The 25,426-nt window shown below is 67.2% G+C and carries 24 protein-coding genes; 7 read left to right on the top strand and 17 right to left on the bottom strand.

Annotation, left to right across the window (positions count from 1 at the left end):
* Position 1: 1 nt before the first annotated feature.
* The 8 genes from LMF57_RS03335 to LMF57_RS03300 all read right to left on the bottom strand — a co-directional run bounded on the left by LMF57_RS03335 (position 2) and on the right by LMF57_RS03300 (position 6,929).
* Positions 2–796 carry a thymidylate synthase gene (locus LMF57_RS03335; protein WP_117309572.1) on the bottom strand — a complete coding sequence of 265 codons (795 nt, stop codon included), beginning with the start codon at positions 794–796 and terminating at the stop codon, positions 2–4.
* Positions 793–1,680, bottom strand: coding sequence for a prolipoprotein diacylglyceryl transferase (lgt, locus tag LMF57_RS03330; protein ID WP_088101117.1), 888 nt, complete (start codon positions 1,678–1,680; stop codon positions 793–795). The genes LMF57_RS03335 and lgt overlap by 4 nt, the downstream gene beginning before the upstream one ends.
* Positions 1,681–1,764: 84 nt before the next feature.
* Positions 1,765–2,259, bottom strand: coding sequence for a TPM domain-containing protein (locus tag LMF57_RS03325; RefSeq protein ID WP_117309570.1), 495 nt, complete (start codon positions 2,257–2,259; stop codon positions 1,765–1,767).
* Positions 2,259–3,143 (bottom strand): TPM domain-containing protein, encoded by an 885-nt coding sequence (locus LMF57_RS03320; protein WP_208082836.1) that lies wholly within the window; start codon positions 3,141–3,143, stop codon positions 2,259–2,261. Before LMF57_RS03320 ends, LMF57_RS03325 begins: the two co-directional genes overlap by 1 nt.
* A 3-nt stretch (positions 3,144–3,146) precedes the next feature.
* Positions 3,147–3,767: a LemA family protein gene (locus tag LMF57_RS03315; protein ID WP_025877902.1), complete on the bottom strand. Its 621-nt coding sequence runs from the start codon at positions 3,765–3,767 to the stop codon at positions 3,147–3,149.
* 548 nt (positions 3,768–4,315) lie between these two features.
* Positions 4,316–5,476 (bottom strand): MFS transporter, encoded by a 1,161-nt coding sequence (locus LMF57_RS03310; protein ID WP_223494263.1) that lies wholly within the window; start codon positions 5,474–5,476, stop codon positions 4,316–4,318.
* A gap of 275 nt (positions 5,477–5,751) precedes the next feature.
* Positions 5,752–6,501, bottom strand: coding sequence for a TerC family protein (locus LMF57_RS03305; RefSeq protein ID WP_059066043.1), 750 nt, complete (start codon positions 6,499–6,501; stop codon positions 5,752–5,754).
* 32 nt (positions 6,502–6,533) lie between these two features.
* Positions 6,534–6,929, bottom strand: coding sequence for a diacylglycerol kinase (locus LMF57_RS03300; RefSeq protein ID WP_117309568.1), 396 nt, complete (start codon positions 6,927–6,929; stop codon positions 6,534–6,536).
* 235 nt (positions 6,930–7,164) lie between these two features.
* Between LMF57_RS03300 and LMF57_RS03295 the strand changes: the two genes are divergently transcribed.
* The gene (locus LMF57_RS03295) at positions 7,165–7,863 is read left to right on the top strand and encodes an SGNH/GDSL hydrolase family protein (RefSeq protein WP_229290817.1); all 699 of its coding nucleotides are present in this window, start codon (positions 7,165–7,167) and stop codon (positions 7,861–7,863) included.
* A 151-nt stretch (positions 7,864–8,014) separates the two neighbouring features.
* On the opposite strand, the gene LMF57_RS03290 is transcribed toward LMF57_RS03295, so the two are convergent.
* The 3 genes from LMF57_RS03290 to LMF57_RS03280 all read right to left on the bottom strand — a co-directional run bounded on the left by LMF57_RS03290 (position 8,015) and on the right by LMF57_RS03280 (position 10,888).
* A complete protein-coding gene (locus LMF57_RS03290; protein WP_229290814.1) occupies positions 8,015–9,286 on the bottom strand; it encodes a HAMP domain-containing sensor histidine kinase in 1,272 nt (423 codons plus the stop codon).
* A 150-nt stretch (positions 9,287–9,436) separates the two neighbouring features.
* A complete protein-coding gene (locus tag LMF57_RS03285; RefSeq protein WP_002811889.1) occupies positions 9,437–10,150 on the bottom strand; it encodes a response regulator transcription factor in 714 nt (237 codons plus the stop codon).
* Positions 10,151–10,240: 90 nt separating this feature from the next.
* On the bottom strand, positions 10,241–10,888 hold the full coding sequence (locus LMF57_RS03280) for an arylesterase (protein WP_059066041.1): 648 nt from the start codon (positions 10,886–10,888) through the stop codon (positions 10,241–10,243).
* Between the two features lie 75 nt (positions 10,889–10,963).
* Between LMF57_RS03280 and LMF57_RS03275 the strand changes: the two genes are divergently transcribed.
* Positions 10,964–11,611, top strand: coding sequence for an ATP-binding cassette domain-containing protein (locus LMF57_RS03275; protein WP_049465502.1), 648 nt, complete (start codon positions 10,964–10,966; stop codon positions 11,609–11,611).
* Positions 11,608–14,121, top strand: coding sequence for an FtsX-like permease family protein (locus tag LMF57_RS03270; protein WP_229290812.1), 2,514 nt, complete (start codon positions 11,608–11,610; stop codon positions 14,119–14,121). The genes LMF57_RS03275 and LMF57_RS03270 overlap by 4 nt, the downstream gene beginning before the upstream one ends.
* A gap of 259 nt (positions 14,122–14,380) precedes the next feature.
* Here LMF57_RS03270 and LMF57_RS03265 read toward each other — a convergent pair whose 3' ends face one another.
* From LMF57_RS03265 to LMF57_RS03245, 5 genes are all read right to left on the bottom strand, one after another.
* Positions 14,381–15,316: a DUF6607 family protein gene (locus LMF57_RS03265; protein ID WP_229290811.1), complete on the bottom strand. Its 936-nt coding sequence runs from the start codon at positions 15,314–15,316 to the stop codon at positions 14,381–14,383.
* A gap of 72 nt (positions 15,317–15,388) precedes the next feature.
* Entirely contained in the window at positions 15,389–15,991 is a 603-nt protein-coding gene (locus LMF57_RS03260; protein ID WP_099782885.1) for a Hemin transport protein, read from the bottom strand.
* 4 nt (positions 15,992–15,995) lie between these two features.
* On the bottom strand, positions 15,996–18,182 hold the full coding sequence (locus tag LMF57_RS03255; protein ID WP_205420729.1) for a TonB-dependent hemoglobin/transferrin/lactoferrin family receptor: 2,187 nt from the start codon (positions 18,180–18,182) through the stop codon (positions 15,996–15,998).
* A 152-nt stretch (positions 18,183–18,334) separates the two neighbouring features.
* On the bottom strand, positions 18,335–18,529 hold the full coding sequence (locus tag LMF57_RS03250) for a hemin uptake protein HemP (RefSeq protein ID WP_005412278.1): 195 nt from the start codon (positions 18,527–18,529) through the stop codon (positions 18,335–18,337).
* Positions 18,530–18,723: 194 nt separating this feature from the next.
* Entirely contained in the window at positions 18,724–19,695 is a 972-nt protein-coding gene (locus LMF57_RS03245; protein ID WP_208082764.1) for an aldo/keto reductase, read from the bottom strand.
* 193 nt (positions 19,696–19,888) lie between these two features.
* On the opposite strand from LMF57_RS03245, the gene LMF57_RS03240 reads away from it, so the two are divergent.
* The 4 genes from LMF57_RS03240 to LMF57_RS03225 all read left to right on the top strand — a co-directional run bounded on the left by LMF57_RS03240 (position 19,889) and on the right by LMF57_RS03225 (position 24,293).
* Positions 19,889–21,187 (top strand): nucleoside transporter C-terminal domain-containing protein, encoded by a 1,299-nt coding sequence (locus LMF57_RS03240; RefSeq protein WP_032974926.1) that lies wholly within the window; start codon positions 19,889–19,891, stop codon positions 21,185–21,187.
* 26 nt (positions 21,188–21,213) lie between these two features.
* Positions 21,214–22,176 carry a ribokinase gene (locus LMF57_RS03235; RefSeq protein WP_229290809.1) on the top strand — a complete coding sequence of 321 codons (963 nt, stop codon included), beginning with the start codon at positions 21,214–21,216 and terminating at the stop codon, positions 22,174–22,176.
* 283 nt (positions 22,177–22,459) lie between these two features.
* Complete coding sequence (dusB, locus tag LMF57_RS03230) at positions 22,460–23,455, top strand: tRNA dihydrouridine synthase DusB (RefSeq protein ID WP_025877853.1); 996 nt, start codon at positions 22,460–22,462, stop codon at positions 23,453–23,455.
* A gap of 10 nt (positions 23,456–23,465) precedes the next feature.
* Positions 23,466–24,293: a class I SAM-dependent methyltransferase gene (locus LMF57_RS03225; RefSeq protein ID WP_099841926.1), complete on the top strand. Its 828-nt coding sequence runs from the start codon at positions 23,466–23,468 to the stop codon at positions 24,291–24,293.
* Positions 24,294–24,359: 66 nt separating this feature from the next.
* On the opposite strand, the gene LMF57_RS03220 is transcribed toward LMF57_RS03225, so the two are convergent.
* Positions 24,360–25,418, bottom strand: coding sequence for a metal-dependent hydrolase (locus LMF57_RS03220; protein WP_208082768.1), 1,059 nt, complete (start codon positions 25,416–25,418; stop codon positions 24,360–24,362).
* Positions 25,419–25,426 lie beyond the last annotated feature (8 nt).

The raw sequence follows: 25,426 nt of genomic DNA, 5'->3' as shown, positions 1-25,426 counted from the left end.
CTCACACCGCCACCGGCGCCTTGATCGCCGGATGCGGATCGTAGCCATCAATGCGGATGTCATCGAACTGGAAGCCGAACAGATCGGTCACCTCCGGATTCAACCACAGCGTCGGCAGCGCGCGCGGTTCACGCGACAGCTGCTCGCGGGCCTGCTCGAAGTGGTTCGAATACAGGTGCGCGTCGCCCAGCGTGTGCACGAAATCGCCGACGCCCAGGCCGGTGGCCTGCGCCACCATGTGGGTCAGCAATGCGTAGCTGGCGATGTTGAACGGTACGCCGAGGAAAATGTCGCCACTGCGCTGGTACAGCTGGCAGCTGAGCTTGCCGTCGACCACGTAGAACTGGAACAGGTTATGGCACGGCATCAACGCCATCTGCGAAAGCTCGCCCACGTTCCAGGCACTGACCACCAGCCGCCGCGAATCCGGATTGCGCTTGATCTCCTCCACCAGCCACTGCATCTGGTCGATCTCGCCGCCGTCGGCCGTGGCCCAGCTGCGCCACTGCTTCCCGTACACCGGGCCGAGGTCACCGTTCTCGTCGGCCCACTCGTCCCAGATGCGCACCTGGTTGTCCTTGAGGTAACCGATGTTGGTGTCGCCCTTCAGGAACCACAGCAGCTCGTGGATGATCGAGCGCAGGTGCAGCTTCTTGGTGGTGACCAGCGGGAAGCCGTCGTTGAGGTTGAAGCGCATCTGCCAGCCGAACACGCTGCGGGTGCCGGTACCGGTGCGGTCGCTCTTCTCCGCGCCGTGTTCGAGCACGTGCGAGAGCAGGTCCAAGTAGGCCTTCATGCCTTGCCCTCCGCCGTCACCAGCGGCTGCGGCTGCAGCACCGGCGCGCGGCGCGACATCACCAGCAGCACCAGACCGAAGGCGATCAGCGGCACGCACAGGATCTGGCCCTTGGTCAGCCAGCCGAAGGCCACGTAGACGCCGTTGTCGGGCATGCGCACGAACTCGACCGCGAAGCGGAAGATGCCATACAGCAGCGCGAACAGGCCGCCAATGAGATAGCGATGGCGCGGCTTGGCCGACACCGTCCACAACACCGCGAACATCACCAGCCCTTCCAGCAGCGCTTCATACAGCTGCGACGGATGGCGCGCGAACTGGTTGAGCGCACCGCTGGCGAACTGCGACTGCAGGGTGGCGTGGTCGAGCTGGTTCAACGGTGCCGGCAGGCCGGACGGGAACACCACGCCCCAGCTGCCGTCGGTGTACTTGCCCCACAGCTCGGCGCCGATGAAGTTGCCGATGCGGCCAAAGCCCAGGCCCAGCGGCACCAGCGGCGCCATGAAATCCATGGTGTCGAAGAAGTGCAGCGCATGCTTGCGCGACCACCACCAGCAGGCCGCGATCACGCCGAGCAGGCCACCGTGGAAGCTCATGCCGCCATCCCACACCTTGAACAGCAGCAGCGGGTTGTGCAGGAAATCGCCCAGCGCGTAGAACAGCATGTAGCCGATGCGCCCGCCCAGCACTACGCCGAGCATGGCGTAGAACAGCAGGTCGGAGAAGCCGTTGGCGTCGACGCCCGGCAGGCGCCCGTCGGCGATCCGCTTGCGCCCCAGCAGCCAGGCGGCGGTGAAGCCGAGCAGGTACATGATGCCGTACCAGTGCACCTTGATCGGTCCCAACGAGAGGGCGATGGGGTCGATGTCGTGGAAATAGATCATGAAGGGCGCCTTGCAGGGATGCCGATATTCTAGCGCCGCCCGGGAGCGGCCTCGTCGTGGCCGCCGTCGCCCGATTGCCGGGCTTCAGCCCAGGATCTGCGGCGTGTCCGGCAGGCCGTCCTGATCGGACCGCGCCGAGGCCGGAAAGTGCCCCTCCACCAGGGAGGAAACCTCGTCGATGGCATCGCGCAGCGCCGCCACCGGCTGCGCGCTGCGCAGGCCTTCGCGCAGATGCGTGCAGACCCGCTGCCACTGCTCGGGCGCGACCCGCCCCTGCAGGCCGCGGTCGGCCACGATCTCGATGGCGTGGTCGGCCAGCAGCAAGTAGATCAGCACGCCATTGTTGTGCGCGGTATCCCAGGTGCGCAGGCGCGCGAAGGCATGCTCGGCCGCCTGCCGCGGGGTGACCTTGTGCCACAGCGCATGCAGTGGCAGATCGGCCTCCACCGCAAACATCACCTGGCCGCCATGGCGCTGCTCGCCCGCGGCGATCGCCTCGGTGATCGCCTGCAGCGTGGCCGGCGGGAACGCCCGCCGTACCGACGGCGAAAACAGATGCCTGCACAGACGTTGGATCATCACCAGCCTCCCGACGCGCCACCGCCGCCGGAACGGCCACCACCGCCGCCCCAGCCGCCGCCACCGCCAAACCCACCCCCGCCGCCGAAGCCGCCGCCGCCCCAGCTGCCTCCGCCCCAACCGCCACCGCCGGCGAAACGCCCCGGATGGCCGGACAGCATCGCCACCACCAGGCCCACCACGCCGGCCAGGCCACTGGCCAGCAAGGTGGAAGTGAACAGGAAGGCCGCTACCGCCGCTCCAGCGCCCCCCAGCAGGCCGCGCAGCGGACGCGGTACCCGCGAGAACACGCCGCGCAGGATGCTGCCGGCGAACACGCCGATGAACAACGCCAGGATCCAGGTATCACCGCCCCCGTCGGGGGCGCGTCCCTGCTGGCTGCTGACCGGCGCCGGCAGGGCTTCGCCGTCGATGATCCTCACCAGCACCGCCGTGGCCTCGGTGATGCCACCGGCATAGTCATTGGCGCGGAAGCGTGGCACCAGGTATTCCTGGATCACCCGGTTGGCGATCGCGTCGGGAATCGCGCCTTCCAGGCCATAGCCCGGTTCGATGCGCACGCGCCGATCGTCCTTGGCCACCACCAGCAGCACGCCGTCGTCCACGCCCTTGCGACCGATCTGCCACTGATCGAACACCCGGGTGGTGTACTGGGCAATGTCTTCCGGCTGCGTGGTCGGCACCACCAGCACCTGCATCTGGCTGCCCTTGCGCTGCTGCAGGTCCAGCGCCTGCTGCACCAGCGCCTGCTTCTGCGCGGCATCCAGGGTGCCGGTGGTATCGACCACCGGCGAATCCAGCGCCGGAATCGGCGCCAGCGTCTGCGCCTGCACGGTCAACGGCAGCCACAGCAGCAGGGCCAGCAGTGTGGCGGCCAGGCGCATCGGTCAGTGGCCCGGGGCCGGGGCCGGCTGCTGCTGCGGCGCGTTGCCGAAATCAACCGCCGGCGCGTTGGAGATCTGCGCTTCGTTTTCCACGGTGAAGTTCGGCTTGGGCTGGTAGCCGAAGATCTTGGCGGTGATCAGCTGCGGGAACGAGCGGATGTAGGTGTTGTAGTCCTGCACCTGCTGGATGTAGCGGCCGCGGGCAACGGTGATGCGGTTCTCGGTGCCTTCCAGCTGCGCCTGCAGGTCGCGGAAGTTCTGGTCGGACTTCAGCACCGGGTAGTTCTCGGTAACCACCAGCAGGCGCGACAGCGCGCTGCCCAGTTCGCCCTGGGCCTGCTGGAACTGCTTGAGCGAGGCTTCATCGTCGGCGTTGACGTTGATCTGGCCAACGCGCGAACGGGCGTTGGTGACTTCGGTCAGAACGCGTTCTTCCTGGCTGGCGAAACCTTTCACGGTCTGCACCAGGTTGGGCACCAGGTCGGCGCGGCGCTTGTACTGGTTGAGCACTTCGGACCAGCTGGCCTTCACCGCTTCGTCCTTCTGCTGGATGGCGTTGTAGCCGCAGCCGGACAGCAGGGAGGCCAGCAGCAGCAATGGGATGAGGCGGGTCAGCAGGCGCATGGCCAAGGCTCCGGGTGGACTGAGCGCCGAGCATGCCATGGTCGGTGTTAACGGACGTGTGGAGAGTGCCGGCCATCGGGCGCCGCCCCCTCCGCGGTGGTCATGTCTGCTGGATATCGGGGTGGGCCGGGAGGGTGAGTGGGCTGGGGGACGCCGTGAATACGTCCTTGTAGGCTCGGGCGCGCCATCCATGGCGCTTACGCCCCCAGCCCACTCACCCTCCCGGCCACGGACGGTTTCCTGCGCACCGCGGGAAGATCAAAAAAGAGCAAAAGCGAAAACCCATGCTCCGGGCATTCGTGCCGACCAACGGTCGGCACCCACCATCAGCAGCAGGTTCCAACAGATCGCAAGAACCTGTCGAAGGCGGGGTGGGTCTGGTTGAGGGGGCGTGAGCGCCATGGATGGCGCGACCGAGGCTACATGGACGTATTTACGCCGTCCCCCTCAACCGGACCCACCCCGCCAACCCACGGAATGCAGGCTGTTGCTGTTGCTCTGGATTCTGCGGGTGCAGGGCTGCAAGCCCTGCCGGAACCCCACACCGTTCAACAGGCCTCAGCCACCGGGGCACGCGCACGCCCCAGCCACGCCAGCAGCAGCGCCGACGCTGCCAGCAGCCCACCGGCCACCGGAATCGCCGCGTACCCCAGCCCCAGGCTGATCACCGCACCACCCAGCGCCGCGCCCAGTGCATTGCCGAGGTTGAACGCACCGACGTTGATCGACGACGCCAGGCCCGGCGCCTCGCTGGCCGCCTGCATCACCCGGATCTGCAACGGCGGCACGATCGCGAAGGTCGCCGCACCGAACAGCAGTACGCCCAGCGCCGCAGTCGCGTGGCTCATGAAGGCCAGCGGCAGCACGAACATCAGCACCGCAAGTACCGCCAGCAGGATCCGGGTGGCGCCGTCCAGCGACCAGTCGGCCAGGCGGCCGCCAATACCGTTGCCGAAGGTAAAGCCGATGCCGATCAATGCCAGCGACAGCGCGATGAAAGCATTCGACGCACCGGTCAGTTCAGTCAGCACCGGCGCCACGTAGGTGTAGAGGGTGAACATCGCACCTGCACCCAGCACCGTAGTGGCCATCGCCAGCAGCACCTGCGGCTGCATGATCGATTTCAGTTCACGCCGCACATCCGGACGCGCGCCCGCGGCCGACGGCGGCAGTGCCATGGCCAACGCGGTGATCGCAACCACACCGAGTACGGCGGTGCCGGCAAAGGCCAGGCGCCAGCCCAGCTGCTGGCCGACCCAGGTCGCCAGCGGCACGCCACCGATGTTGGCGATGGTCAGGCCCATGAACATCGTCGCCACCGCCGCGGCCTGCTTCTCCTTCGGCACCAGGCTGGCGGCGACCACCGCGCCGATGCCGAAGAACGCACCGTGATTGAGGCTGGTCACCAGCCGTGACAGCAGCAGCAGGCCGTAGTTCGGGGCCAGCGCCGACAGCAGGTTGCCGACCACGAAGATCGACATCAGCAGCATCAGCGCGGTGCGCTTGCCGAAGCGTCCCATCAGCAGGGTCATCACTGGTGCGCCCAGCATCACGCCCACCGCATAGGCGGTGATCAGCATGCCGGCGGTGGGGATGCTGACCCCGACTCCGCTGGCGATGACCGGCAGCAGGCCCATCGGCGTGAACTCGGTGGTGCCAATGGCGAAGGCGCCGACGGCGAGGGCCAGCAATGCGGCTCTGGAATTCATGGGGATTGCCTGCGTGGGGCAGGCCCTGTGGAAAATGAGCGCGTAGCCTGCGCGCTTTGCCGGCCGGGAGTAAGCCACTACGCGGGAAAACAGTGTTGATCCCGATTCACAAGTGGAAGGTGCAAGCCGGCATTGCGGGAAGAAGCCCCGCCGGGCATCGCCCGGCGCTACCGGGAAGGGCCCACGCTTGGATAGCGCCGGGCCATGCCCGGCGAGCGCAGCGGCGCCTGGAACGCAGAACCCCCGGCGATGGCCGGGGGTTCTGTCTCGCTTGCTTACCAGTCGCCGGCGCCCGGCACGTGGTGTTCGCGTGCCCGGCGGCGCATCAGCAGGTTCAGCCACTCCACCAGCACCGAGAAGCCCATCGCCGCGTAGATGTAGGGCTTGGGCACGTGCACGTCCAGGCCGTCCAGGATCAGCACCGCGCCGATCAGCAGGATGAAGGCCAGGGCCAGCATCTTCACGGTCGGGTTGGCATCGATGAAGCGGCCCAGCGGGTTGGCCGCCAGCAGCATCACCGCCACCGACAACAGGATCGCCGCCACCATCACCGGCACGTGGTCGGCGATGCCGACGGCGGTGATCACCGAATCCAGCGAGAACACGATGTCGATGACCGCGATCTGCGCGATCACGTAGCCGAACACGGCCGAAGTCTTGGTGGTGGTCGGGTCCTCGTCCTCGCCACCGGTGATCATCTCCTTGATCTCCATCCAGCCCTTGATGATCAGGAACAGGCCACCGACGATCAGCACCAGGTCGCGGATGGAGATGCCCATGCCGGCCACGGTGAACAGGTTTGCCTGCATGTGCGCCAGGTACGCCAGCGACACCAGCAGGCCGATACGGGTGATGCAGGCCACCGCGATGCCGAGGCGGCGCGCGAACGGGCGGCGGTTCTCCGGCAGCTTGCTGACGGCGATGGAGATGAACACCAGGTTGTCGATGCCGAGCACGATTTCCAGCGCGCTGAGGGTGAACAGGGTCAACCAGACGTTCGGATCGGCGAGAAACTCAAGGGACATGGGAAGTCTTCAACAAGGGGAAGGAAGAAGGATCAGCCGACGCTGGCCGGCAACAACCGCGGCACCAGCACCAGGGCCCAGCACAGCAGCACGTTCATCATCAGCACGAACACCGCCGCCGAGCCCATGTCCTTGGCGCGGCCGGCCAGTTCGTGGATTTCCGCGCCATAGCGCTCGATCACCGCCTCGATGGCCGAATTGGCCAGCTCCATCGCCAGCACCAGCAGCATCGAGCCGATCATCAGCGCGCGCTCCACCGGGGTCTGGCCCAGCCAGATCGCCAGCGGGGTCAGCAGCACCAGCAGGTAGACCTCCAGCCGGAACGAGGACTCGTGCAGCCAGGCAGCACGCAGGCCCTGCCAGGACCAGCGGGCGGCCTGGAAGATGCGGCGCGGGCCGCGGGGCATGTGGCCGAACTGATCAGCCACGGGTGATGGATCCAGCAACAGGGGCGCGGCGCAGCGACCGCTCAAACGCACGGCAGGAAATCATGGGTGCACAGGGATAGGCAGACAGCCCCCATTTTGCCACAAGGCCGGCAATGGCACCCCGCACGCCCCGCCGCGAGGCCCTGCGAACGACCCCGCGAACGGCCCAGCACGGCCAAGCGCGGGGCCAGCCCAGCTTCTATGATGGATACCCCCTGCCCTGCCGGAGTGCCTGATGACCCGTCCCCGCACCTGCCTGATCCTGCTCGGCCTGCTGGCCGCGCCGCTGGCCCAGGCCCTGAGCCCGCCGGCGCCGCCGCAGGTCCCTGCGCAGGTCTCCAACGTGGCCTGGGAGGCCGACATCGCCGCCTTCGCCGCCGTCGACCGGACCAATCCGCCGCCACGTGGTGGCATCGAGTTCATCGGCAGCTCGTCCTTCCGCATGTGGGACAGCCTGGCCCGGGATTTCCCGGGGCAACCGGTGTTCAACCGCGGCTTCGGAGGTTCGGAAGTGCGTGACAGCACCTGGTACGCCGGCCAGGCCATCGTGCCGTACGCGCCGTGCAAGGTGTTCTTCTACGCCGGCGACAACGACCTCAACAGCGGCCGCAGCGCGACCCAGGTACGCGATGACGTGGTGGCCTTCGTGCAGCGCGTGCATCGCGACCTGCCGAAGACGAAGGTGGAATACGTCTCCATCAAGCCCAGCCCATCGCGGGCGCACCTGCTGCCGGCGATCAACGACGCCAACGCGAAGATCAAGGCCGCGTTGGCGAAGCTGCCCAACACCGGCTACACCGACATCTACACACCGATGCTCGGGGCCGACGGCCAGCCCGATGCGTCGTTGTTCCGCGAGGACATGCTGCACATGACCCCGGCCGGCTATGCGATCTGGACCAAGGCGCTGGCGCCGAAGGTCAACTGCAACTGATTGATCCCGAGGTTGCCGGCCAGCGGCCGGCACTACCGCGACAACGCGCGTGCTCCGGTAGTTGCCAACCGTGGTTGGCATGAATGCGTCCACCTGCACCCCAGTGAAAGCGCCGACCAAGGTCGGCAACTACCGAGCTGGCAAGCGGCCCTCAGCGGAAAATCACCGTCGCCTCGGTGCCCTTGCCCAGCTCGCTGGCCAGGCTGACCTTCCAGCCGAAGCGGTCACACAGGCGGCGCACGATCGACAGCCCCAGGCCAGTGCCCTGCGGTCGGCTGGGATCGGCACGATAGAACGGCTCGAACGCACGCGACAGCGCGTCGGCGGACATGCCGATGCCGGTATCGCTCACCACTACCCGGTCGTTGTGCACGTGCACGTCGATGCGGCCTTCGTCGGTATAGCTGCAGGCGTTGCGCACCAGGTTGCTGACCACCACCTGCAGCACCCGCGGCGGTGCGTGCAGCTGCACGGCCGCGTCGCTGTGCAGGTGCACCGCCAGCGGCCGTCCCACCAGCAGCTCGTTGGCGTTGTCCACTTCGTAACGGACGATGTCGTTGACGTCGAACAGTTCCACCTGCGGCTCGACGTCGGCCTCACGGGCCAGGATCAGGAAAGCATCGATCACCGCTTCCATGTCCCGCCCGGCACGCTGGATGCGCTGCAGGCTGCGGCGCAGGCGCGGCTCCAGGCTTTCATCGCCCAGCGCCATGTCGCTGGCCACGCGGATGACGGTCAGCGGCGTGCGCAGTTCATGGCTGGCATCACGGGTGAAGTTGCGCTCGCGCGCCACGTGCGCGGTGACCCGGTTGGCCAGCGAATGCAGCGCCGCCGCCAGCTGCCGGGTCTCGCCCTGCATGTCCGCCGGCAGCTTGTTCGGCTCCAGGTCGGCCGCTTCCGGATGGCCCGGATCCCAGCGCGAGACACGACGCGCCAGCCAGTTCACCGGCGATACCAGGCGTTTGGAGGCACGGTAGGTGATCCAGGAGGCGCCATATACCGCCAGCAGGGTCAGCAGCACCGGCACGATGCCGAACCAGAACGCCAGCATCTCCGCGCGCGAGCGCAGGAACACCAGGTACAGGCGCCCCTCTTCGCGGGCGTCGACCAGCACCAGCTGATCGTCGTCGGGCAGTTCGTGGAAACCCGGTACCAACGTGCGCAGGTTGGCCGGCAGTGACAGGCTGGACTGCCCGCGTTCCAGCAGGTAGCCACGGATGTTCTGGGTGTTGGGCGGCGGCTGCACGGGCGAGGCCTCGTGCAGTGTCCAGTAGTACGCCGCTTCTTCGCGCAGGGCAGCGCCCACCAGGCTGTGCTTGATCACCAGCGACACCAGCCAGGCACCCAGCAGGATACCCAGGCTGGCCAGCACGGCTTGCAGGATGAAAGCGATACGGATCTTGCGCGGCAGGCCGTGCGGCATTGCGGTGTCCCGGTCAGAGCGCTGCGATTATAGGCAGCGCGCTGTGCCGTGATCGTGCATGGACGATGACGACCCGGTATCCGGAACGTTCACCCCTTCCCTGCCGACCACGGCCGTGCCGGTTCTGCTGCAACACCGGCACGACGTCGATCAGGCCATCGGCTGGGCGATATCGGCGATGCGATAGCCCGCGCTCTGCACGGTGTGCAGCAGCGGCCGATCGAACGGCTTGTCGATGATCTTGCGCAGGTTGTACAGATGGCTGCGCAACGTGTCCGAATCAGGCAGGCCGTTACCCCAGATCTCGCGCTCGATTTCCTGGCGGGTGACCACACGCGGCGATTCACGCATCAGGATGGTCAGCAGGCGCAGGCCGATCGGCGACAGCTGCAGCTCGGTGCCGGCACGGGTGGCACGCATGCTGACCGGATCGAGCACCAGGTCGGCGACCTTGAGCACTTCCGAACCCACCTGGCGACGTTCGCGGCGGATCAGCGCGCGCAGGCGGGCTTCCAGTTCCTGGATCGCGAACGGCTTGGTCAGGTAATCGTCGGCACCAAAGCCAAGCCCGGTGAGCTTGTCATCCAGCGTGTCGCGCGCGGTCAGCATCAGCACCGGGGTCGACTTGCGCGCATCGTTGCGCAGCCGGCGGCACACTTCGATGCCATCCAGCCGCGGCAGCATGAGGTCCAGCACGACGACGTCGTAGCTGTTCTCGGCAGCCAGACGGTAGCCGTCCAGGCCATCCTGCGCATAGTCGACCTCGAAGCCACGGCCTTCCAGGTATTCACCGATCATCTCGGAGATATTGCGGTTGTCTTCGACCACCAGCACCAAGCCGGAAGTCTCCTTCGTCTGACGCATGAGAATCCCTCTTTCTTCAGCTTTGTGAAACATGCCCGATCGACGGTGCACGCGATGTGAAGCTGCGTCAATGAAAAGAGGATGGCGTGCTCACAGCAGCGGTTTCAGCAGCGGCCAGACGTTGTCCAGCACCTTCGGCTGCGCTTGGGCGGTGGGATGCAGGCCGTCGGCCTGCATCAAGCCGGGCTGCAGGGCCACGCCTTCCAGCAGGAACGGCAGCAACGGCACCTTGTACTGCGTGGCCAGTGCCCGGTACGCCGCAGCCAGGCGCTGGCGGTAGCCCGGCCCATAGTTGGGCGGCACGTCGATGCCCAGCAGCAGCACCTTGGCACCGGCCTTCTGGCTGGCCTGCACCATCTTCTCCAGGTTGCCCTGCACCTGCGCCGGGGTCAGCCCGCGCAGCGCATCGTTGCCACCGAGGGCGATCACCACCACCGTGGGCTTCTCCCGGCCAAGCAGGCCCGGCAGGCGGGTCAGCGCGCCAGCGGTGGTTTCCCCGCTCATGCTGGCGTTGACGATGCGCGGCGGGGTTTTCGACTGCTGCCTGACCCGCTGCTGCAGCAGGCTGACCCAGCCGGCATCGGCCGGGATATTGTGGGCGGCACTGAGGCTGTCACCGAGCACCAGCACGGTACCGCCGCCCGGACCTTTGGCACACGCCAGTGCCGGCAACAGCAGCAACCCTAGCAGCAGCATCATCATTGCGCCGGCTTGCCGGCTCCATTCCGTCTTGTGCATTGGAGTCTCCTCATCGACAGCCTGTCCCCCCGCAGCGCGCCCGTCGCCATCGCCGTCGACCAGGTCGGCAAATCCGTGCATGGCCCGGAGGGTGAAGTCCACATACTGGACAACATCACCCTGACCGTCCATGAAGGCACCAGCGTGGCCATCGTCGGCGCCTCTGGTTCCGGCAAGACCACCCTGCTCGGCCTGCTGGCCGGACTGGACCTGCCCAGCCGTGGCCGCATCGCGCTGGCGGGCCAGGATCTGACGGCACTGGACGAAGAAGCGCGTGCACAGCTGCGCGCGCGCGAGGTCGGCTTCGTCTTCCAGAGCTTCCATCTGCTGCCGGCGCTGACGGCGGCCGAGAACATCGCGCTGCCGCTGGAACTGGCCGGGCGCGAGGACCGCACGCGGGTGGACGAGGTGCTGGCGGCGGTCGGACTCTCGCATCGTGCCCGCCACTACCCGCGGCAGTTGTCCGGCGGCGAGCAGCAGCGTGTCGCCCTCGCCCGCGCCTTCGTCAGCCGCCCGCGCATCCTGTTCGCCGACGAACCCACCGGCTCGCTGGACCAGGCCACCGGCCAGCACATCAGCGATCTGCTGTTCGAACTCAATGCCGGCAGCGGTACCACGCTGGTGCTGGTCACCCACGACCTGCGCCTGGCACAGCGCTGCCAGTACATCCATCGCATCGACAACGGCCGCCTGCAGCCGGTGGAACATGGAGTGGACGCATGAACCTGCTGCGGCATGCGTGGCGCGCGCTGCGCCGCGAGGCCCTGGCAGGTGACCTGCTGACGGTGTTCGCCGCCCTGGTGCTGGGCGTGGCGGTGATGACGGCGGTGGGCACGCTGGTGAACCGGGTCAACCTGGCACTGACCGGCAGCGCAGCGGAAATGCTCGGCGGCGACCTCGGCGTGGCCGGCCGCGATGACCCGCCCGCCGCGTTCGCTGAGGAGGCGCAGCGACGCGGCCTGGCGCATACGCGGCTGGCCAGCTTCGGCAGCGTACTGTTCCAGGGCGATGCCAGCCAGATGGCCAGCATCAAGGCCGTGGAAGCGGGCTACCCCCTGCGCGGCGCGCTGCGCGTGCGTGCCACGCCCGGCGGTGCGCTGATCGCCGATGCCGGAATGCCGGCCAAGGGCCAGGCCTATGCCGACCCACGCCTGCTGCAGGCACTGGGCCTGAAGGCGGGCGACGATCTGGAATTCGGTGCGGGCACGCTGCGCATCGCCGGCATCATCGAATCGGAGCCGGATGCCGGTGGCGACCTGCTGACGCTGTCGCCGACCCTGCTGGTCAACCGCGCCGATGTGGAAGGCACCGGCCTGCTCGGCCCCGGCAGCCGCATCAATTACCGGGTGATGTTCGCCGGCCCTGCCGCCGACATCGCGTCATTCCGGCAATGGCTGCTGCCGCAGGTAAAAGGCATGCGCCTGCTCAGCGTGAACGATACCCAGCGCGGTGTGCGCCAGGCCTTCGACCTGGCCGGTCGTTTCCTCGGCCTGAGCGCGCTGCTGGCGGTGCTGCTGGCCGGCGTTGCCACCGCGCTGGCGGCCAACCGGTTCGCGCTGCGTCGCATCGACCAGGTAGCGATCCTGCGCTGCCTGGGTGCACGCCAGCGCGACATCCTGGCCGGCCTGGCCCTGCAGCTGCTGATGCTGGCGGTGCCGGCGTGTGCGATCGGCATCGGCCTGGGCATGGCGGCACAGGAAGGCCTGGTGCAGGTACTGGGCAGCCTGGTACCGCAACGCCTGCCGCTGCCCGAAGCCATGCCTGCGCTGACCGGCGCGGGGATCGGCCTGTTGCTGCTGTTCGGCTTCGGACTGCCGCCGCTGCTGCGCCTGCGTGGCGTGCCGCCGATGCGCGTGCTCAACCGTTCGTTCGCTGCCTTGCCGCCGGCCTCGCTGCTGGCCTATGTGGCTGCGCTGGCGGCCAGCCTGGCACTGGCGGTGCAGGTCACCGGCGATCTGAAGCTGGCACTGTGGGTGCTGGGTGGCCTGGCCGGGCTGGCGGTGGCCGCGGGCGTGGTCGGGTTCCTGCTGCTGCAGCTGCTGCGTGGTTTGCAGCACCGCCTGCACGGCAACTGGCGGCTGGGCCTGGCGGCGCTGACGCGGCGGCGGATGCTGGCGGTGATGCAGCTGGTGGGGCTGTCACTGTCGCTGTGCGCCCTGCTGTTGCTGGCGGTGATCGGCCCCGGCTTGCTGCAGCAGTGGCGCGAGCGCCTGCCTGCGGACACGCCCAATTATTTCCTGATCAACATCCAGCCCGAGCAGCGCGACAGCGTGCTGGCTGCACTGCAGGGCCTGGGTGCGGATGATGCCAGCATCGAACCGATGGCCACCGGCCGCCTGATCGCGATCAACGGCAAGCCGCCGCTGCGGGTCGACCGCACACAGGCCGAGGACACTCCACCGCAGGGCGAAGGCCAGCGCGACGACGATGACGAGAACCGGCCGCTGAACTTCAGCTGGCGCAGCACGTTCCCGCCGGCCAACACACTGGTCAACGGCACGTTCTGGAAGCCGGACAGCACCGCTGCCGAGGCCTCGGTGGAGATCGGCTGGGCCAAGCGCTACGGCGTGTACCCCGGTGACCGCATCACCATTGCGGTGGGCGAGCAGCAGCGCGAGTTCAGCGTTACCAGCGTGCGTAAGGCCGACTGGAATACCTTCCGGCCGAACTTCTTCGTGTTGTTGAACCCGAACGCGGTGGGCGATACACCGCACAACCTGCTGTCGGCATTCCATCTGCCAGCGGGACAGGCAGCGGGTCTCGGGGCCCTGGTGCGCGCGCAGCCGAACCTGTCGCTGCTGGACGTGGATGCAGTGATCTCGCAGGTGCGCGATGTGATGGAACGGGTGGCGCAGGCGGTGCAGCTGGTGATGGTGTTCAGCCTGCTGGCCGGCGTGCTGGTGCTGCTGGCGGCGCTGCAGGCAACGGCGGGCGAGCGCCGCTATGACAGCGCGGTGCTGCGCACGCTGGGTGCGACGCGGCGCCAGCTGCGTGGCGCGGTGCTGGTCGAGTTCGGTGCGCTGGGCGCGCTGGCGGCGCTGCTGGCGGTGGGCGCGTCAGCGGTGATCGGCGTTGCGGTGTCGCAGAAGGTGTTCGAACTGCCGCTGCTGCCGCCCTGGCCGGGACTGCTGCTGGGTGGCCTGCTCGGCATCGCGCTGAGCCTGCTGGCCGGCTGGCTGGGGACCCGGCGGATCCTGCACACGCCACCGGCATTGGCGCTGCGCGAGGCCTGACGCTGTTCTGTGGCAAAGGCATCCACGCATGGCGTGGATCTACCAGCGAGCCGAGTAGATCCACGCCACGCAAGCAGGTAGATCCACGCCATGCGTGGATGGGGTGCCCATGGTCCCGGTAGATCCACGCCATGCGTGGATGGGTGCCCATGGTCCCGATAGATCCACGCCATACGTGGATGGGGTGCCCATGGTCCCGGGTAGATCCACGCCGTGCGTGGATACGGTGCTGGGCAGGGCCGGCACCGCAGCGCGCCGATCAACCTTCCTTCGGCGCCTTTTCCACGTACTTGGCGAAGACTTCGTCGATCTGCGCGTCCTTCACCTTCTTGCCGGCCTGCACGTCCTCGGCCTGGGTGAACAACGGGATGATCATCGCCATGCCGTCGAGCTTGGTCTTCAGGTGCACGCCCGGGGCCTGGGTAAGGTAGCCGTCCCAGCGCTGGCGCACCTTGCTCCAGTAGCCGGCGGTGGCCTTCCAGTAATCGCGCGCCGGGGTGAAGTCGACCTCGGTGGTCCTGATGTAGTCGTTGAAGCCGAATTCGCGGGCGATTTCCACCTGGCTGCCATCCGCGTTGCGCTGCACCTTGGTGTTGAACTGCTCGTGGGTCCAGCCGTTCGGGGTCAGGGTGTGGCGGTTGACCACGGCCAGCGCGTTGTAATCGCTGCGCTTGGTGTACTCGCGGCGTGGCAGCGGCCGCCAGCTGATGTCGCTGGTCCAGGTCGGCACATTGTTGGCGTAGGTCCACGTGCCGGTGCCGCAGTAGCGCGGTGCATCGCTGACTTCGTACACGCACTGGGTCCAGGCGCCCTGGTTGGTCGCAGCTGCGATCGTGCGCACCTGCCAGGTCTGGTCGGCGCTGAACTCGAAGCGGTTCGGCGCTTCGTACACCCAGTCCTGCCGCCAGTGCTTGGTCACGTGGCCGCTCTTCTCGTCCAGCAGCAGGTGCTGCAGCACGATGCGCTTCGGCGTGTCCTCGACCACGATCACCACTTCGTTGCCACCGCTGCGCATGGCCGGCGCGCGCTCGTAGCCCGGCGTCAGCAGCACGGTCTCATCGAAAGCGAAATCCACCGTGTACTCACCCTGCATGGCAAGGATGCTGTCATGGTCGCGGGCGATGTCGGAGGGCTGCGCGCTGGCGGCGCCACTGGCGGCGAGCAGCACCATCACGCTGGCTGTCTGGAACTTCATCGGGTCTTCCTTCGGGGTTGCAGGTTTCGTGGAAAGGCCATCCTGGCCGGCAGGCAATCCATCGCAATCAGGTCACAGGCGGACCAGCGGCAGGTCGCCGGGAGCGCGCGCGGCAGGGCGGCGTGCGGCGTCGGCGCAACAGCAGTCGTCGATCGCCAGTTCGCCTTCGGCGCCTTCCATGCGTGCGATGCGGCGCGCGGTGGCGGCACCGAGCGAAGACAGCGTGGACAGGCTGGCGGCCAGGGTCCGGCCCTCGTCGGCGGCGTGCAGGCGCAGCGTGCACAGACGCCAGCGTTGCCCGCCCAGGTGCCCGGCCAAGCGCCGCCACAGGCGTTCACCGACGCTGCCATCGCTATCGTGCGAAGGACCCGGCGGCAGCGTCGCCACCAGCCGGTCCCATGCCAGGAAATCGCTGTCCGGCAACAGGTAAAGGCGCCACACGCAACGGCCACGTGCATCGAGGAAGCACAGGCTTTCGCGCAGGCCCTCGCTGTCCACGCCCTGGCAGGCATGCACCGATACCGCCTGGCGCCAACCGCCCAGCTCGTTGCCATCGGCGTGATACAGGCACAACACGGTGCCGAGCGCTGCCAGCTGTGCCGGCGCAGGCCAGGCCCGCAGCGACGAACGCGACAGGGAGGACGGCAGGCGACGCGCGGACAGGGCTCGGCTCATGGGATCACCAGGACACGGCAAGGCTGGCCGACAGGGTGCGGCCGGGGCTGGTATAGCGGTCCAGAACGGTACTGGTGGCCGACAGGGTCGAGCCGACGTTGGACCAGTCGATGTAACGCTTGTCACCCAGGTTGAAGACACCGACGTTGAAGGTGGCGCCCGGGGCGAAGTTCCAGTGCGCCATCAGGTCGGCCACGCCATAGCCCGCCGGGCGATAGGTGGTGGTGCTGGCCAGCCGGTCCTTGCGCTTGACGAAGGTGCCTGCCAGTTCGACACCCCAGGTATCGGTGTCGTACATCAGGCCGACAGTGCCGCGCAGCGGATCGACCGAATCCAGCGGCGTGTCTTCGGTCTTGTTGTCGCCGCGCGACCACGCCACCGCACTGCGCAACGCCCAGCCCTGCAGTGCGGGACGGATCTGGCCGAAGTCGACGCCGGCCTTCAGTTCGGCGCCGTAGATGCGTGCGTCGGCGATGTTGCGCGACTGGAACACCATCAGGCCCTGCGGGTTGGTACCCACCAGCGTCTGCGACTCGATGAAGTCCTTGTAGTCGTTGTAGTAGCCGCTCACGCTCACGTACGCCGCCGGCGACAGGAAGCGCAGGCCCAGTTCAACGCCATCGCTGGTTTCCGGCTTCAGGTCCGGATTGGGAATGGCGGTATAGCCGAAAGCGAAATTGGTGAAGCCGAGGTTGACGTCGTTGTACGGCGGCGAGCGGAAACCACGCGAGTAACCGGCAAACAGCGACCACTCGTCGGTGAAGCGATAGACCAGGCCGAACTTCGGCGACACGCTGGTCTTCTTCAGCTCCGACACGGCCACGCCGGGGTTGTCCTCGGCGAAGATGCTGTCCACGTCCGGCTTCAGTTCGTAGCGGTCCACGCGCACGCCCGGCACCAGCGACAGCCTGCCATCGGCCAGGCGCATTTCATCCTGCGCGTACAGGCCCAGCTCGGTGGTCTTGCTGATCGGGAAATCGCGCACGGGGAACGCGTCGGGCAGGATCGTCGTGCTGACCACGCCACGATTGCTGACCTGGTAGCCATCGCGCTTCTGGCGGATCTCGGTGCGGGCGCCATCGAAGCCATAGGTCAGCGCGTGTTCGACGCTGCCGGTGCTGAAGGCCTTGTTGAACACCGCCTGCAGGCCATACACGCGCTGGTCGAAACTGAACTGGCGATGGCGGCGGCTGCCGTTGGCGCGCGCCTCATCGGTGCGCTGCGTGGTTTCGCTGTCCTGCGTGTAGACCTGCCAGTGCAGGCTGTCGGCGAAGCCCTTGTCCAGCGCATCCATCTCGTGGGCGAAGGACACGCGGGTGCGGTTCTGCTTGTCGCGCGCCTTCATGCCGGTGGTGGTGGTGCGGTCGATCGAGGACAGCACATCGGTATCGGTGTTGTCTTCGTTGCCTTCCACGGTCAGGCGGAAACGCTGGTCTTCGCTGGGCGCATAGACCAGCTTGGCCAGGCCGCTGCGACCATCGCGGTCCTGCGGGTTGGCCGCGGTGCGCGTGTTGTCATCGCTGCGCACATCGCCCTTGTTGTCGGTTTCCTGGCCCTGGCGGTGGTTGATGTTGACCATGCCGCTCCAGTGTTCGCCACCGAAGGCGCTGGTGACGCCGCCGAGCAGGCCCTTCCACTCGCCGTCGTAGCCGAATTTCAGGCCGACGTAGCTGTCCTTGCCATCCTTGAGGTAATCAGCCGGATCCTTGGTGACGAAGGCAACCACGCCGCCAAGTGCGTCCGAGCCGTACAGCGAACTGGCCGGGCCGCGCACGATCTCCACGCGCTTGAGCGTGTCCAGGTCGGTGAAGTTGCGATTGGCGTTGGAGAACGAGCCGATGTTGAAGCTGGTCGGCATGGCGATGCCATCGGTCTGGATGCGCACGCGATTGCCATCCAGGCCACGGATGCGGATGCTGCCGAGGCCGAAACGGGTGGCACTGCGGCTGACCGACAGGCCCGGCTCGTAGCGGACCAGATCCTTGATGTCCTGTACCAGCTGCCGGTCCATCTGCTCGCGGTCGATCACATCGACGGTGGCGGCGACATCGCTGACCGCACGTTCGGTACGGGTGGCGCTGACCTGCACGCGATCGAACTCGCGCGCGTCGGGCGCGGCATCGGCAGCAGCGTGGGCGGACAGCGGCAGAGCCATCCACAGGGCAATGGAAAGGGCAGTCGGGCGGGTCATCGGCATCGTTCGGTCAGGCAGGGGAACCCCCGGCCACCGCCACACCAGACAGGCATGAACGGTAGACCGAGGGGGAGAGAGCAGGAGCGGACGGGTCGCCCACCCTGCCGGCGCTGCCGACAGGAGGGAGGGAGGCGGGCGACCAGACCGCGTTACTTGGTCAGGATCAGCTTGTCGTTGCTGGTATGACGCAGACGGTAGAAGCGGTCACCGTGCTGGATCAGGATTTCACGACGGCCCTTGAGCAGGGCTTCGCTGTCGATGACCTCTTCCGGCGGCACGACACGCACCGGGCGGTCGCGGAGGGTCAGCGTTTCGGGGCGCAGCAGTACAGGTTGAGCGTTCATGAGCATCTGGACTCGTGCGAGGGACGAGTTAAATGATAATGATTCTCAGTTCACAATCAACAACCATTCTCAACTTCATTGATGGAATTAATGATCGAAATCGACAATTCGATATATGAAATCTATCGTGATTGATGCGACGAGTCCCAGCTGAAGGTCGGCCGCGGGCTCGGCCGTAGGCCCTGCACGGGGCTTCAGGCAAATACGGCTTCCACCTGCGCCCAGCCAGCGTCGTCCACCTGCGCCAGCACGTCCAGCGCCTGCAGGTTCTGCAGCAGCTGGCTGACCCGGCTGGCGCCGAGGATCACGCTGGAAACGTTGGGATTGCGCAGGCACCATGCGATGGCCAGGCTGGCCGGGGCGTGACCCAGCTCGCGGGCCACTGCACTGAAGCGGCGCACCCGGGACAAACGCTCATCGGCGTTGTCGCCCAGTACCAGGTCCTGCAGCCAGCCCATGCCTTCGCGGCCCAGACGCGCATCGGCCGGGACGCCATCGTCGTACTTGCCGCTCAGCAGGCCCGAGGCCAGCGGCGAGAAGATCGTGGTGCCCAGTCCGGCGGTGGCATACAGCGGCGCGTACTCCACTTCCACCCGCTGCCGGTGCAGCAGGTTGTACTGCGGCTGCTCCATCGACGGCGCCTGCAGGTTGTGGCGCGCGGCGATGTCCACCGCCTCCTGGATCTGGTTGGCCGACCATTCCGACGTGCCCCAGTACAGCACCTTGCCCTGCCGGACCAGGGTATCCATGGCATGCACCGTCTCAGCGATCGGCGCGTCCGGATCCGGGCGATGACAGTAATAAAGGTCCAGGTAGTCCACCCGCAGGCGCTTGAGCGCAGCATGGCAGGCGTCGGTCACATGCTTGCGCGACAGGCCGCGCTGGGTGGGCCGGGGGTCCTTGGCACTGCCGAAGAACACCTTGCTGGACACACAGAAGCCATCGCGCGGCAGGCGCAGGTCGGCCATCACATCGCCCATCACCTGCTCGGCGCGGCCGTTGGCGTAGCCCTCGGCGTTGTCGAAGAAGTTGATGCCATGGTCCCAGGCCGCCGCCACCAGGTTGCGCGCCTCGTCGCGCGGCACCTGGTCGCCGAAGGTCACCCAGGCGCCGAAGGACAGGGCGGACATCGGCAGGCCGGTGGAGCCAAGGCGACGGTAGAGCATGCGATTCTCCTGCTGCGGGCCCGCATACGGGCCGGGATCAAGCCACCATTCTACCTATCCCGGCAGGCGCAACCCCTTGCTGTTGCTGGCCTGATCGGAGCCGATGGCCGCGCGCAGACGGCTTTTCCTTGCTCCGGCCCCTGCCCTGCACTAGGCTTCCCGTTTTTCGCGACGCCCCAGGGGAGTCACTCAGATGGTCGAAGGTTTGGGCAGGATCGGCTTCGGCCTGTTCGGTTTGGCGGTGCTGATCGGCATCACCTGGCTGTTTTCCAACAACAAGCGCGCGGTGGACTGGAAGCTGGTCGCCACCGGCATCACCCTGCAGATCGCCTTTGCGGCCCTGGTGATCCTGGTACCGGGCGGGCGCGACGTGTTCGATGCGCTGGGCCAGGGCTTCGTGAAGGTGCTGAGCTTCGTCAACGAAGGTTCGAAGTTCATCTTCGGCTCGTTGATGGACGTCAAGAACTACGGTTTCATCTTCGCCTTCCAGGTGCTGCCGACGATCATCTTCTTCTCGGCGCTGATGGGGGTCATGTACCACCTCAATGTCATGCAGGCGATCGTGCGGGTGATGGCCTGGTCGATCACCAAGGTGATGCGCGTGTCCGGTGCGGAAACCACCAGCGTCTGTGCCAGCGTGTTCATCGGCCAGACCGAGGCGCCGCTGACGGTGCGTCCGTACATCGCCAGGATGACCCAGTCCGAGCTGCTGACGATGATGATCGGCGGCATGGCCCACATCGCCGGCGGCGTGCTTGCCGCGTACGTGGGCATGCTGGGCGGTGGCGATCCGGTGCAGCAGGCGTTCTACGCCAAGCACCTGCTGGCGGCCAGCATCATGGCGGCTCCGGCCACCCTGGTCGTGGCCAAGCTGCTGATTCCGGAAACCGGCACCCCGCTGACCCGCGGCACGGTCAAGATGGAAGTGGAGAAGACCTCCAGCAACATCATCGACGCGGCCGCCGCCGGCGCCGGTGACGGCCTGAAGCTGGCCCTGAACATCGGTGCGATGCTGCTGGCCTTCATCGCCCTGATCGCCCTGCTCAATGCGCCGCTGACCTGGATCGGTGAAGTGACCGGCCTGGCGGCTGCGATCGGCAAGCCGACCGACCTGTCGACCATCTTCGGTTACGTGCTGGCCCCGATCGCCTGGGTGATCGGCACCCCGTGGGCCGACGCCACCACCGTCGGTTCGCTGATCGGCCAGAAGGTCGTGATCAACGAGTTCGTCGCCTACACCGAACTGTCGAAGATCGTGAATGGCCAGGTGCCGGGCATGAGCCTGTCCGACGAAGGTCGCCTGATCGCCACTTACGCGCTGTGTGGCTTCGCCAATTTCAGTTCGATCGCGATCCAGATTGGCGGCATCGGCGGGTTGGCACCGGAACGTCGCCACGACCTGGCCAAGTTCGGCCTGCGCGCGGTGCTGGGCGGTACCATCGCCACCTTCATGACGGCTACCATCGCCGGCGTGCTGACGCATTTCAGCTGAACCCTAGTTTCGAGAACAGATTCCCTATGAGCAGCAGTGTCGTTGTCGTCGGTTCCTTCAATGTCGATCACGTGTGGCGGTGCGAGTCGCTGCCGGCACCGGGTGCGACCATTGCCGGCCGCTACAGCACAGGCCCAGGTGGCAAGGGCTTCAACCAGGCCGTTGCCGCCTGCCGAGCCGGCGCTGAGACCAGCTTCCTGTGTGCACTGGGCGACGATGCGGGTGGTGCCACCGCCCGTGACCTGGCCGCGCAGGATGGTTTCGCGCTGATCGCCGAAGCCAGCAGCGAGCCGACCGGCACCGCCGGCATCTATGTCGATGCCCGTGGCCGCAACACCATCGTCATCGGCCCGGGTGCCAACGCGGCGCTGAGCACCGACTTCGTGCAGCAGCAGGCCCTGCTGGCCAGCGCCAAGGTGGTGCTGGTGCAGCTGGAATCGCCGGTGCAGACCATCGAAGCGGCCCTGGCCGTGGCCCGCGAGGCCGGTGTCACCACCGTTCTCAATGCCGCCCCGGCCGACGCCCCGTCGAGCATCGGCCTGCTGAAGCTGGCCGATGTGATCACCCCGAACGAGACCGAGTTCGCCGCCCTGCTCGGCCGTCATGTCGGCGAGCGCGTGGATGCCAATGACGTCGCCGCGCTGGACGGCGCCAGCCTGCACGCGCTGTGCCGCAAGCTGGTCGGCAACGGCACGGTGGTGGTGACCCTGGGTTCGGTGGGCGTGTTCGTGTCGCATGCCGACGAGAACCTGCGTGGCGACACCCAGCCGTACTACCGCGTGGGTGCCGAACAGGTGCAGGCCATCGACACCACCGGTGCCGGCGATGCCTTCAACGGTGCGCTGGTCGCCTCGATCGCCCAGGTTCCGGACGCACCGTTCGGCCGCCACGTGCGCTTCGCCAACCAGTTCGCCGGTCGCTCGACCGAGAAGGAAGGCGCGGCCGCGGCGATGCCGCGCTTCACCCCGGCCGATGCCGAAGTGAAGTAACGCGACATCCCCCCTGGGGATGATGATCGGGCCCGGGCATGCAGATGCCCGGGCCTTTTCACGTTCATGGGCAAGGCCCCATCCAGGCATGGCGTGGATCTACCGGGCGCTGGATGCGCCTTGCCGGCCTACCCAGCCGCCCACCATCACCCGCCCTTGGGGGCGATGGAAGCGACCATCAAGCATCTGCTGATGCCCGTCCGGCATGAGGTCGGTCCGGATCGGCCTGAACCGGCGGGCCGCCAACCCAGCCGGGGCGCCTGCCGCGCCCTACAATGGGCGCATGCAGATCGGCCCGTACTCCATTGCCCCCAACGTCGTGCTGGCGCCCATGGCCGGCGTCACCGACAAACCCTTCCGCCTGCTGTGCAAACGGCTGGGCGCAGGCCTGGCCGCCTCGGAAATGACCATCAGCGACCCGCGCTTCTGGAACACGCGCAAGTCCATCCACCGCATGGACCATGCCGGTGAACCGGCGCCGATCAGCGTGCAGATCGCCGGCACCGAGCCGCAGCAGCTGGCCGAGGCCGCGCGTTACAACGTCGACCATGGCGCGCAGATCATCGACATCAACATGGGCTGCCCGGCCAAGAAGGTGTGCAACGCCTGGGCGGGGTCAGCGCTGATGCGCGACGAGCAGCTGGTCGCGCGCATCCTGGAAGCAGTGGTGAACGCGGTGGACGTGCCGGTGACGCTGAAGATCCGCACCGGCTGGGACTGCGACCATCGCAATGGCCCGCTCATCGCGCGTATCGCCGAAGACAGTGGCATCGCTGCGCTGGCGGTGCACGGCCGTACCCGCGACCAGCATTACACCGGCCAGGCCGAGTACGCCACGATCGGCGAGATCAAGGCCGCGCTGCGCATCCCGGTGATCGCCAACGGCGATATCGATTCGCCGCAGAAGGCCGCCTTCGTCCTGCAGCAGACCGGCGTGGATGCGGTGATGATCGGCCGCTCCGCACAGGGCCGGCCGTGGATCTTCCGCGAAGTGGCGCATTACCTGGCCACCGGCGAGGAGCTGCCGCCGCCGTCGCTGGCCGAAGTGCGCGACATCCTGCTCGGCCATCTGCACGCGCTGCACGATTTCTATGGCGAACCGCAGGGCGTGCGCATCGCGCGCAAGCATCTGGGCTGGTACGCCAAGGACCGGCCGGAGAATGCCGCGTTCCGCGCGGTGGTCAACCGCGCCGAAGATCCGGCCAGCCAGATCGCGCTGACCACCGACTATTTCGACCGCTTGATTGCCGGGGAACCGGCGATGTCTTCTGCTGCCTGAGCCCGCCCCCATGACCCCGCCTATTTCTTCCCCAACCTACCTGCACGGGTTCTCCGGCACCGAGCAGCAGCGCCTGATGACCCAGGCACGCCTGCTGGAATCGAGCATCTTCGGCCAGATCGATTACAGCGGCGCAAAGCGCCTGCTGGAAGTCGGCAGTGGCGTGGGCGCGCAGACCGAGATCCTGCTGCGCCGCTTCCCCGAGCTGCACGTGACCGGCGTGGACCTGAGCGAGGCCCAGCTGCAAACCGCGCGGGAGAACCTGGCGCGCACACCGTGGTGCAACGACCGTTACACCCTGCAGCAGGCCGATGCCGGCGAACTGCCTTTCGAGGCGCGCAGCTTCGATGCGGCGTTCCTGTGCTGGGTGCTGGAACACGTGCCGTCGCCGGCGCGCGTGCTGAGTGAAGTACGCCGCGTGTTGGCCCCGGGCTCGCCGGTGTACATCACCGAGGTGATGAATGCCTCGTTCCTGCTTGATCCGTATTCGCCGCACATCTGGCGCTACTGGATGGCCTTCAACGATTTCCAGTATGACCACGGCGGTGATCCGTTCGTCGGCGCCAAGCTGGGCAACCTGCTGCTGGCCGGTGGCTTCCGCGATGTGCACACCGAGATCAAGACCATCCATCTGGACAACCGCGAACCGGCACGTCGCAAGACGATGATCGCGTTCTGGGAACAGCTGCTGCTGTCGGCGGCCGACCAGCTGCTGCAGGCCGGCACGGTGGACGAAGAGACGGTGGAGGGCATGCGCCGCGAATTCCGGCTGGTGCAGAACGATCCGAACGCGGTGTTCTTCTATTCGTTCGTGCAGGGCCGCGCAACGGTGTATTGAGCGGTCGCGGTACACGCCATCCACGCGTGGCGTGGATCTACTGTGCTGATGGGCTGTGGCGTGGATCTATGGGTGCGCGGCGGCGCCGTCCGCCGCCGCCGGCTCGTGCCAGATGCGCTGCCACATCGCCGTCAACCGGCGGCCGGCATCGGCACGCGCGGCCGGGCTGCTGTAGTCCACCCGCAACTGCTCGGGCACGATCGCGCGCCAGTGGCCATCAACCTGCTCGGCCACCGCGAAGTTGAAGGTGTAGTCCGGCTCCAGTCCCATGCGCAGGTCGCTCAGCACCAACCTGCCGTGCACCACCTGTGCGCGCATGAAGCCACGGTTGAACCACTGCAGGCGCTGTACTGCCGGAATTCCCGCCGCTTCGCGCAAGGCCTGCACGTTGGAGGGGTGCCCCTCGAAACGCATCGGCCCGTGGTCAGCCACCAGCGAACGGTCACCGACCACGTAGCCATTCGGGGTCATCGCCACGACCCGCCACAACAGGGTGTTGAACGGCATCGGCACCGAGAACCGCGGCGCGTCGCCCAGGCCCATCGCGGCCAGGCTCTGCTGCGCGGTGCGGTCGACCTGTGCCTTGGCGATCAGCCCCCAGCCCAGGTACGCACTGCTGAGCAGCAACGCAACGCAGAGCACCTTGCCCACCCACGGTCGCGCGCGGCCGAACCACGCCAGCACGCAGCCCAGCAGCAACCACACCGTGTAGCCGGGATCGATGATGAAGACACTCGAGCCCATCGCCGGATGGGGCTGCAACGGCCACCACAGCTGCGTGCCGTAGACCGTGAACGCATCCAGCACCGGATGGGTGACCAGCGCCATCTGGATCGCCCAGAACCAGCGCAGCGGCGATTGCGCCACCCGGCCGTTGCCGAAGCGCTTGAACAGCCACCAGATCAGCGCGGCCACCCACGGCAGCACCAGCAGCGAATGGCTGAAGCTGCGATGGTCGGTCATGTTCGCCACCGGGTCGGCGGCGGCAAAGCCCAGCCAGAGGGCATCCAGGTCCGGCAGGGTACCCAGCGCGGCACCGGCCAGCAGGGCGGCACGGCGGTGTCCAGGCGGGGCGATGGCGGCAGCGACGGCGCCGCCAAGAACGATCTGGGTCAATGAGTCCATCGGCCGAT

Origin of the sequence: Stenotrophomonas sp. SI-NJAU-1, from assembly GCF_020883215.1 — a bacterium.
GTDB classification, from domain to species: domain Bacteria; phylum Pseudomonadota; class Gammaproteobacteria; order Xanthomonadales; family Xanthomonadaceae; genus Stenotrophomonas; species Stenotrophomonas indicatrix.
The sequence above is the reverse complement of the archived record's forward strand: the minus strand, read 5'-3'. Positions and strand labels throughout refer to the sequence as shown.

Bases quoted from the DNA above. Each gene is read 5' to 3' on its own strand.
- LMF57_RS03335 (WP_117309572.1), bottom strand. From the start codon at position 796: ATGAAGGCCTACTTGGACCTGCTCTCGCACGTGCTCGAACACGGCGCG.
- lgt (WP_088101117.1), bottom strand. From the start codon at position 1,680: ATGATCTATTTCCACGACATCGACCCCATCGCCCTCTCGTTGGGACCG.
- LMF57_RS03325 (WP_117309570.1), bottom strand. From the start codon at position 2,259: ATGATCCAACGTCTGTGCAGGCATCTGTTTTCGCCGTCGGTACGGCGG.
- LMF57_RS03320 (WP_208082836.1), bottom strand. From the start codon at position 3,143: ATGCGCCTGGCCGCCACACTGCTGGCCCTGCTGCTGTGGCTGCCGTTG.
- LMF57_RS03315 (WP_025877902.1), bottom strand. From the start codon at position 3,767: ATGCGCCTGCTGACCCGCCTCATCCCATTGCTGCTGCTGGCCTCCCTG.
- LMF57_RS03310 (WP_223494263.1), bottom strand. From the start codon at position 5,476: ATGAATTCCAGAGCCGCATTGCTGGCCCTCGCCGTCGGCGCCTTCGCC.
- LMF57_RS03305 (WP_059066043.1), bottom strand. From the start codon at position 6,501: ATGTCCCTTGAGTTTCTCGCCGATCCGAACGTCTGGTTGACCCTGTTC.
- LMF57_RS03295 (WP_229290817.1), top strand. From the start codon at position 7,165: ATGACCCGTCCCCGCACCTGCCTGATCCTGCTCGGCCTGCTGGCCGCG.
- LMF57_RS03290 (WP_229290814.1), bottom strand. From the start codon at position 9,286: ATGCCGCACGGCCTGCCGCGCAAGATCCGTATCGCTTTCATCCTGCAA.
- LMF57_RS03285 (WP_002811889.1), bottom strand. From the start codon at position 10,150: ATGCGTCAGACGAAGGAGACTTCCGGCTTGGTGCTGGTGGTCGAAGAC.
- LMF57_RS03280 (WP_059066041.1), bottom strand. From the start codon at position 10,888: ATGCACAAGACGGAATGGAGCCGGCAAGCCGGCGCAATGATGATGCTG.
- LMF57_RS03270 (WP_229290812.1), top strand. From the start codon at position 11,608: ATGAACCTGCTGCGGCATGCGTGGCGCGCGCTGCGCCGCGAGGCCCTG.
- LMF57_RS03265 (WP_229290811.1), bottom strand. From the start codon at position 15,316: ATGAAGTTCCAGACAGCCAGCGTGATGGTGCTGCTCGCCGCCAGTGGC.
- LMF57_RS03260 (WP_099782885.1), bottom strand. From the start codon at position 15,991: ATGAGCCGAGCCCTGTCCGCGCGTCGCCTGCCGTCCTCCCTGTCGCGT.
- LMF57_RS03255 (WP_205420729.1), bottom strand. From the start codon at position 18,182: ATGACCCGCCCGACTGCCCTTTCCATTGCCCTGTGGATGGCTCTGCCG.
- LMF57_RS03250 (WP_005412278.1), bottom strand. From the start codon at position 18,529: ATGAACGCTCAACCTGTACTGCTGCGCCCCGAAACGCTGACCCTCCGC.
- LMF57_RS03245 (WP_208082764.1), bottom strand. From the start codon at position 19,695: ATGCTCTACCGTCGCCTTGGCTCCACCGGCCTGCCGATGTCCGCCCTG.
- LMF57_RS03240 (WP_032974926.1), top strand. From the start codon at position 19,889: ATGGTCGAAGGTTTGGGCAGGATCGGCTTCGGCCTGTTCGGTTTGGCG.
- LMF57_RS03235 (WP_229290809.1), top strand. From the start codon at position 21,214: ATGAGCAGCAGTGTCGTTGTCGTCGGTTCCTTCAATGTCGATCACGTG.
- dusB (WP_025877853.1), top strand. From the start codon at position 22,460: ATGCAGATCGGCCCGTACTCCATTGCCCCCAACGTCGTGCTGGCGCCC.
- LMF57_RS03225 (WP_099841926.1), top strand. From the start codon at position 23,466: ATGACCCCGCCTATTTCTTCCCCAACCTACCTGCACGGGTTCTCCGGC.
- LMF57_RS03220 (WP_208082768.1), bottom strand. From the start codon at position 25,418: ATGGACTCATTGACCCAGATCGTTCTTGGCGGCGCCGTCGCTGCCGCC.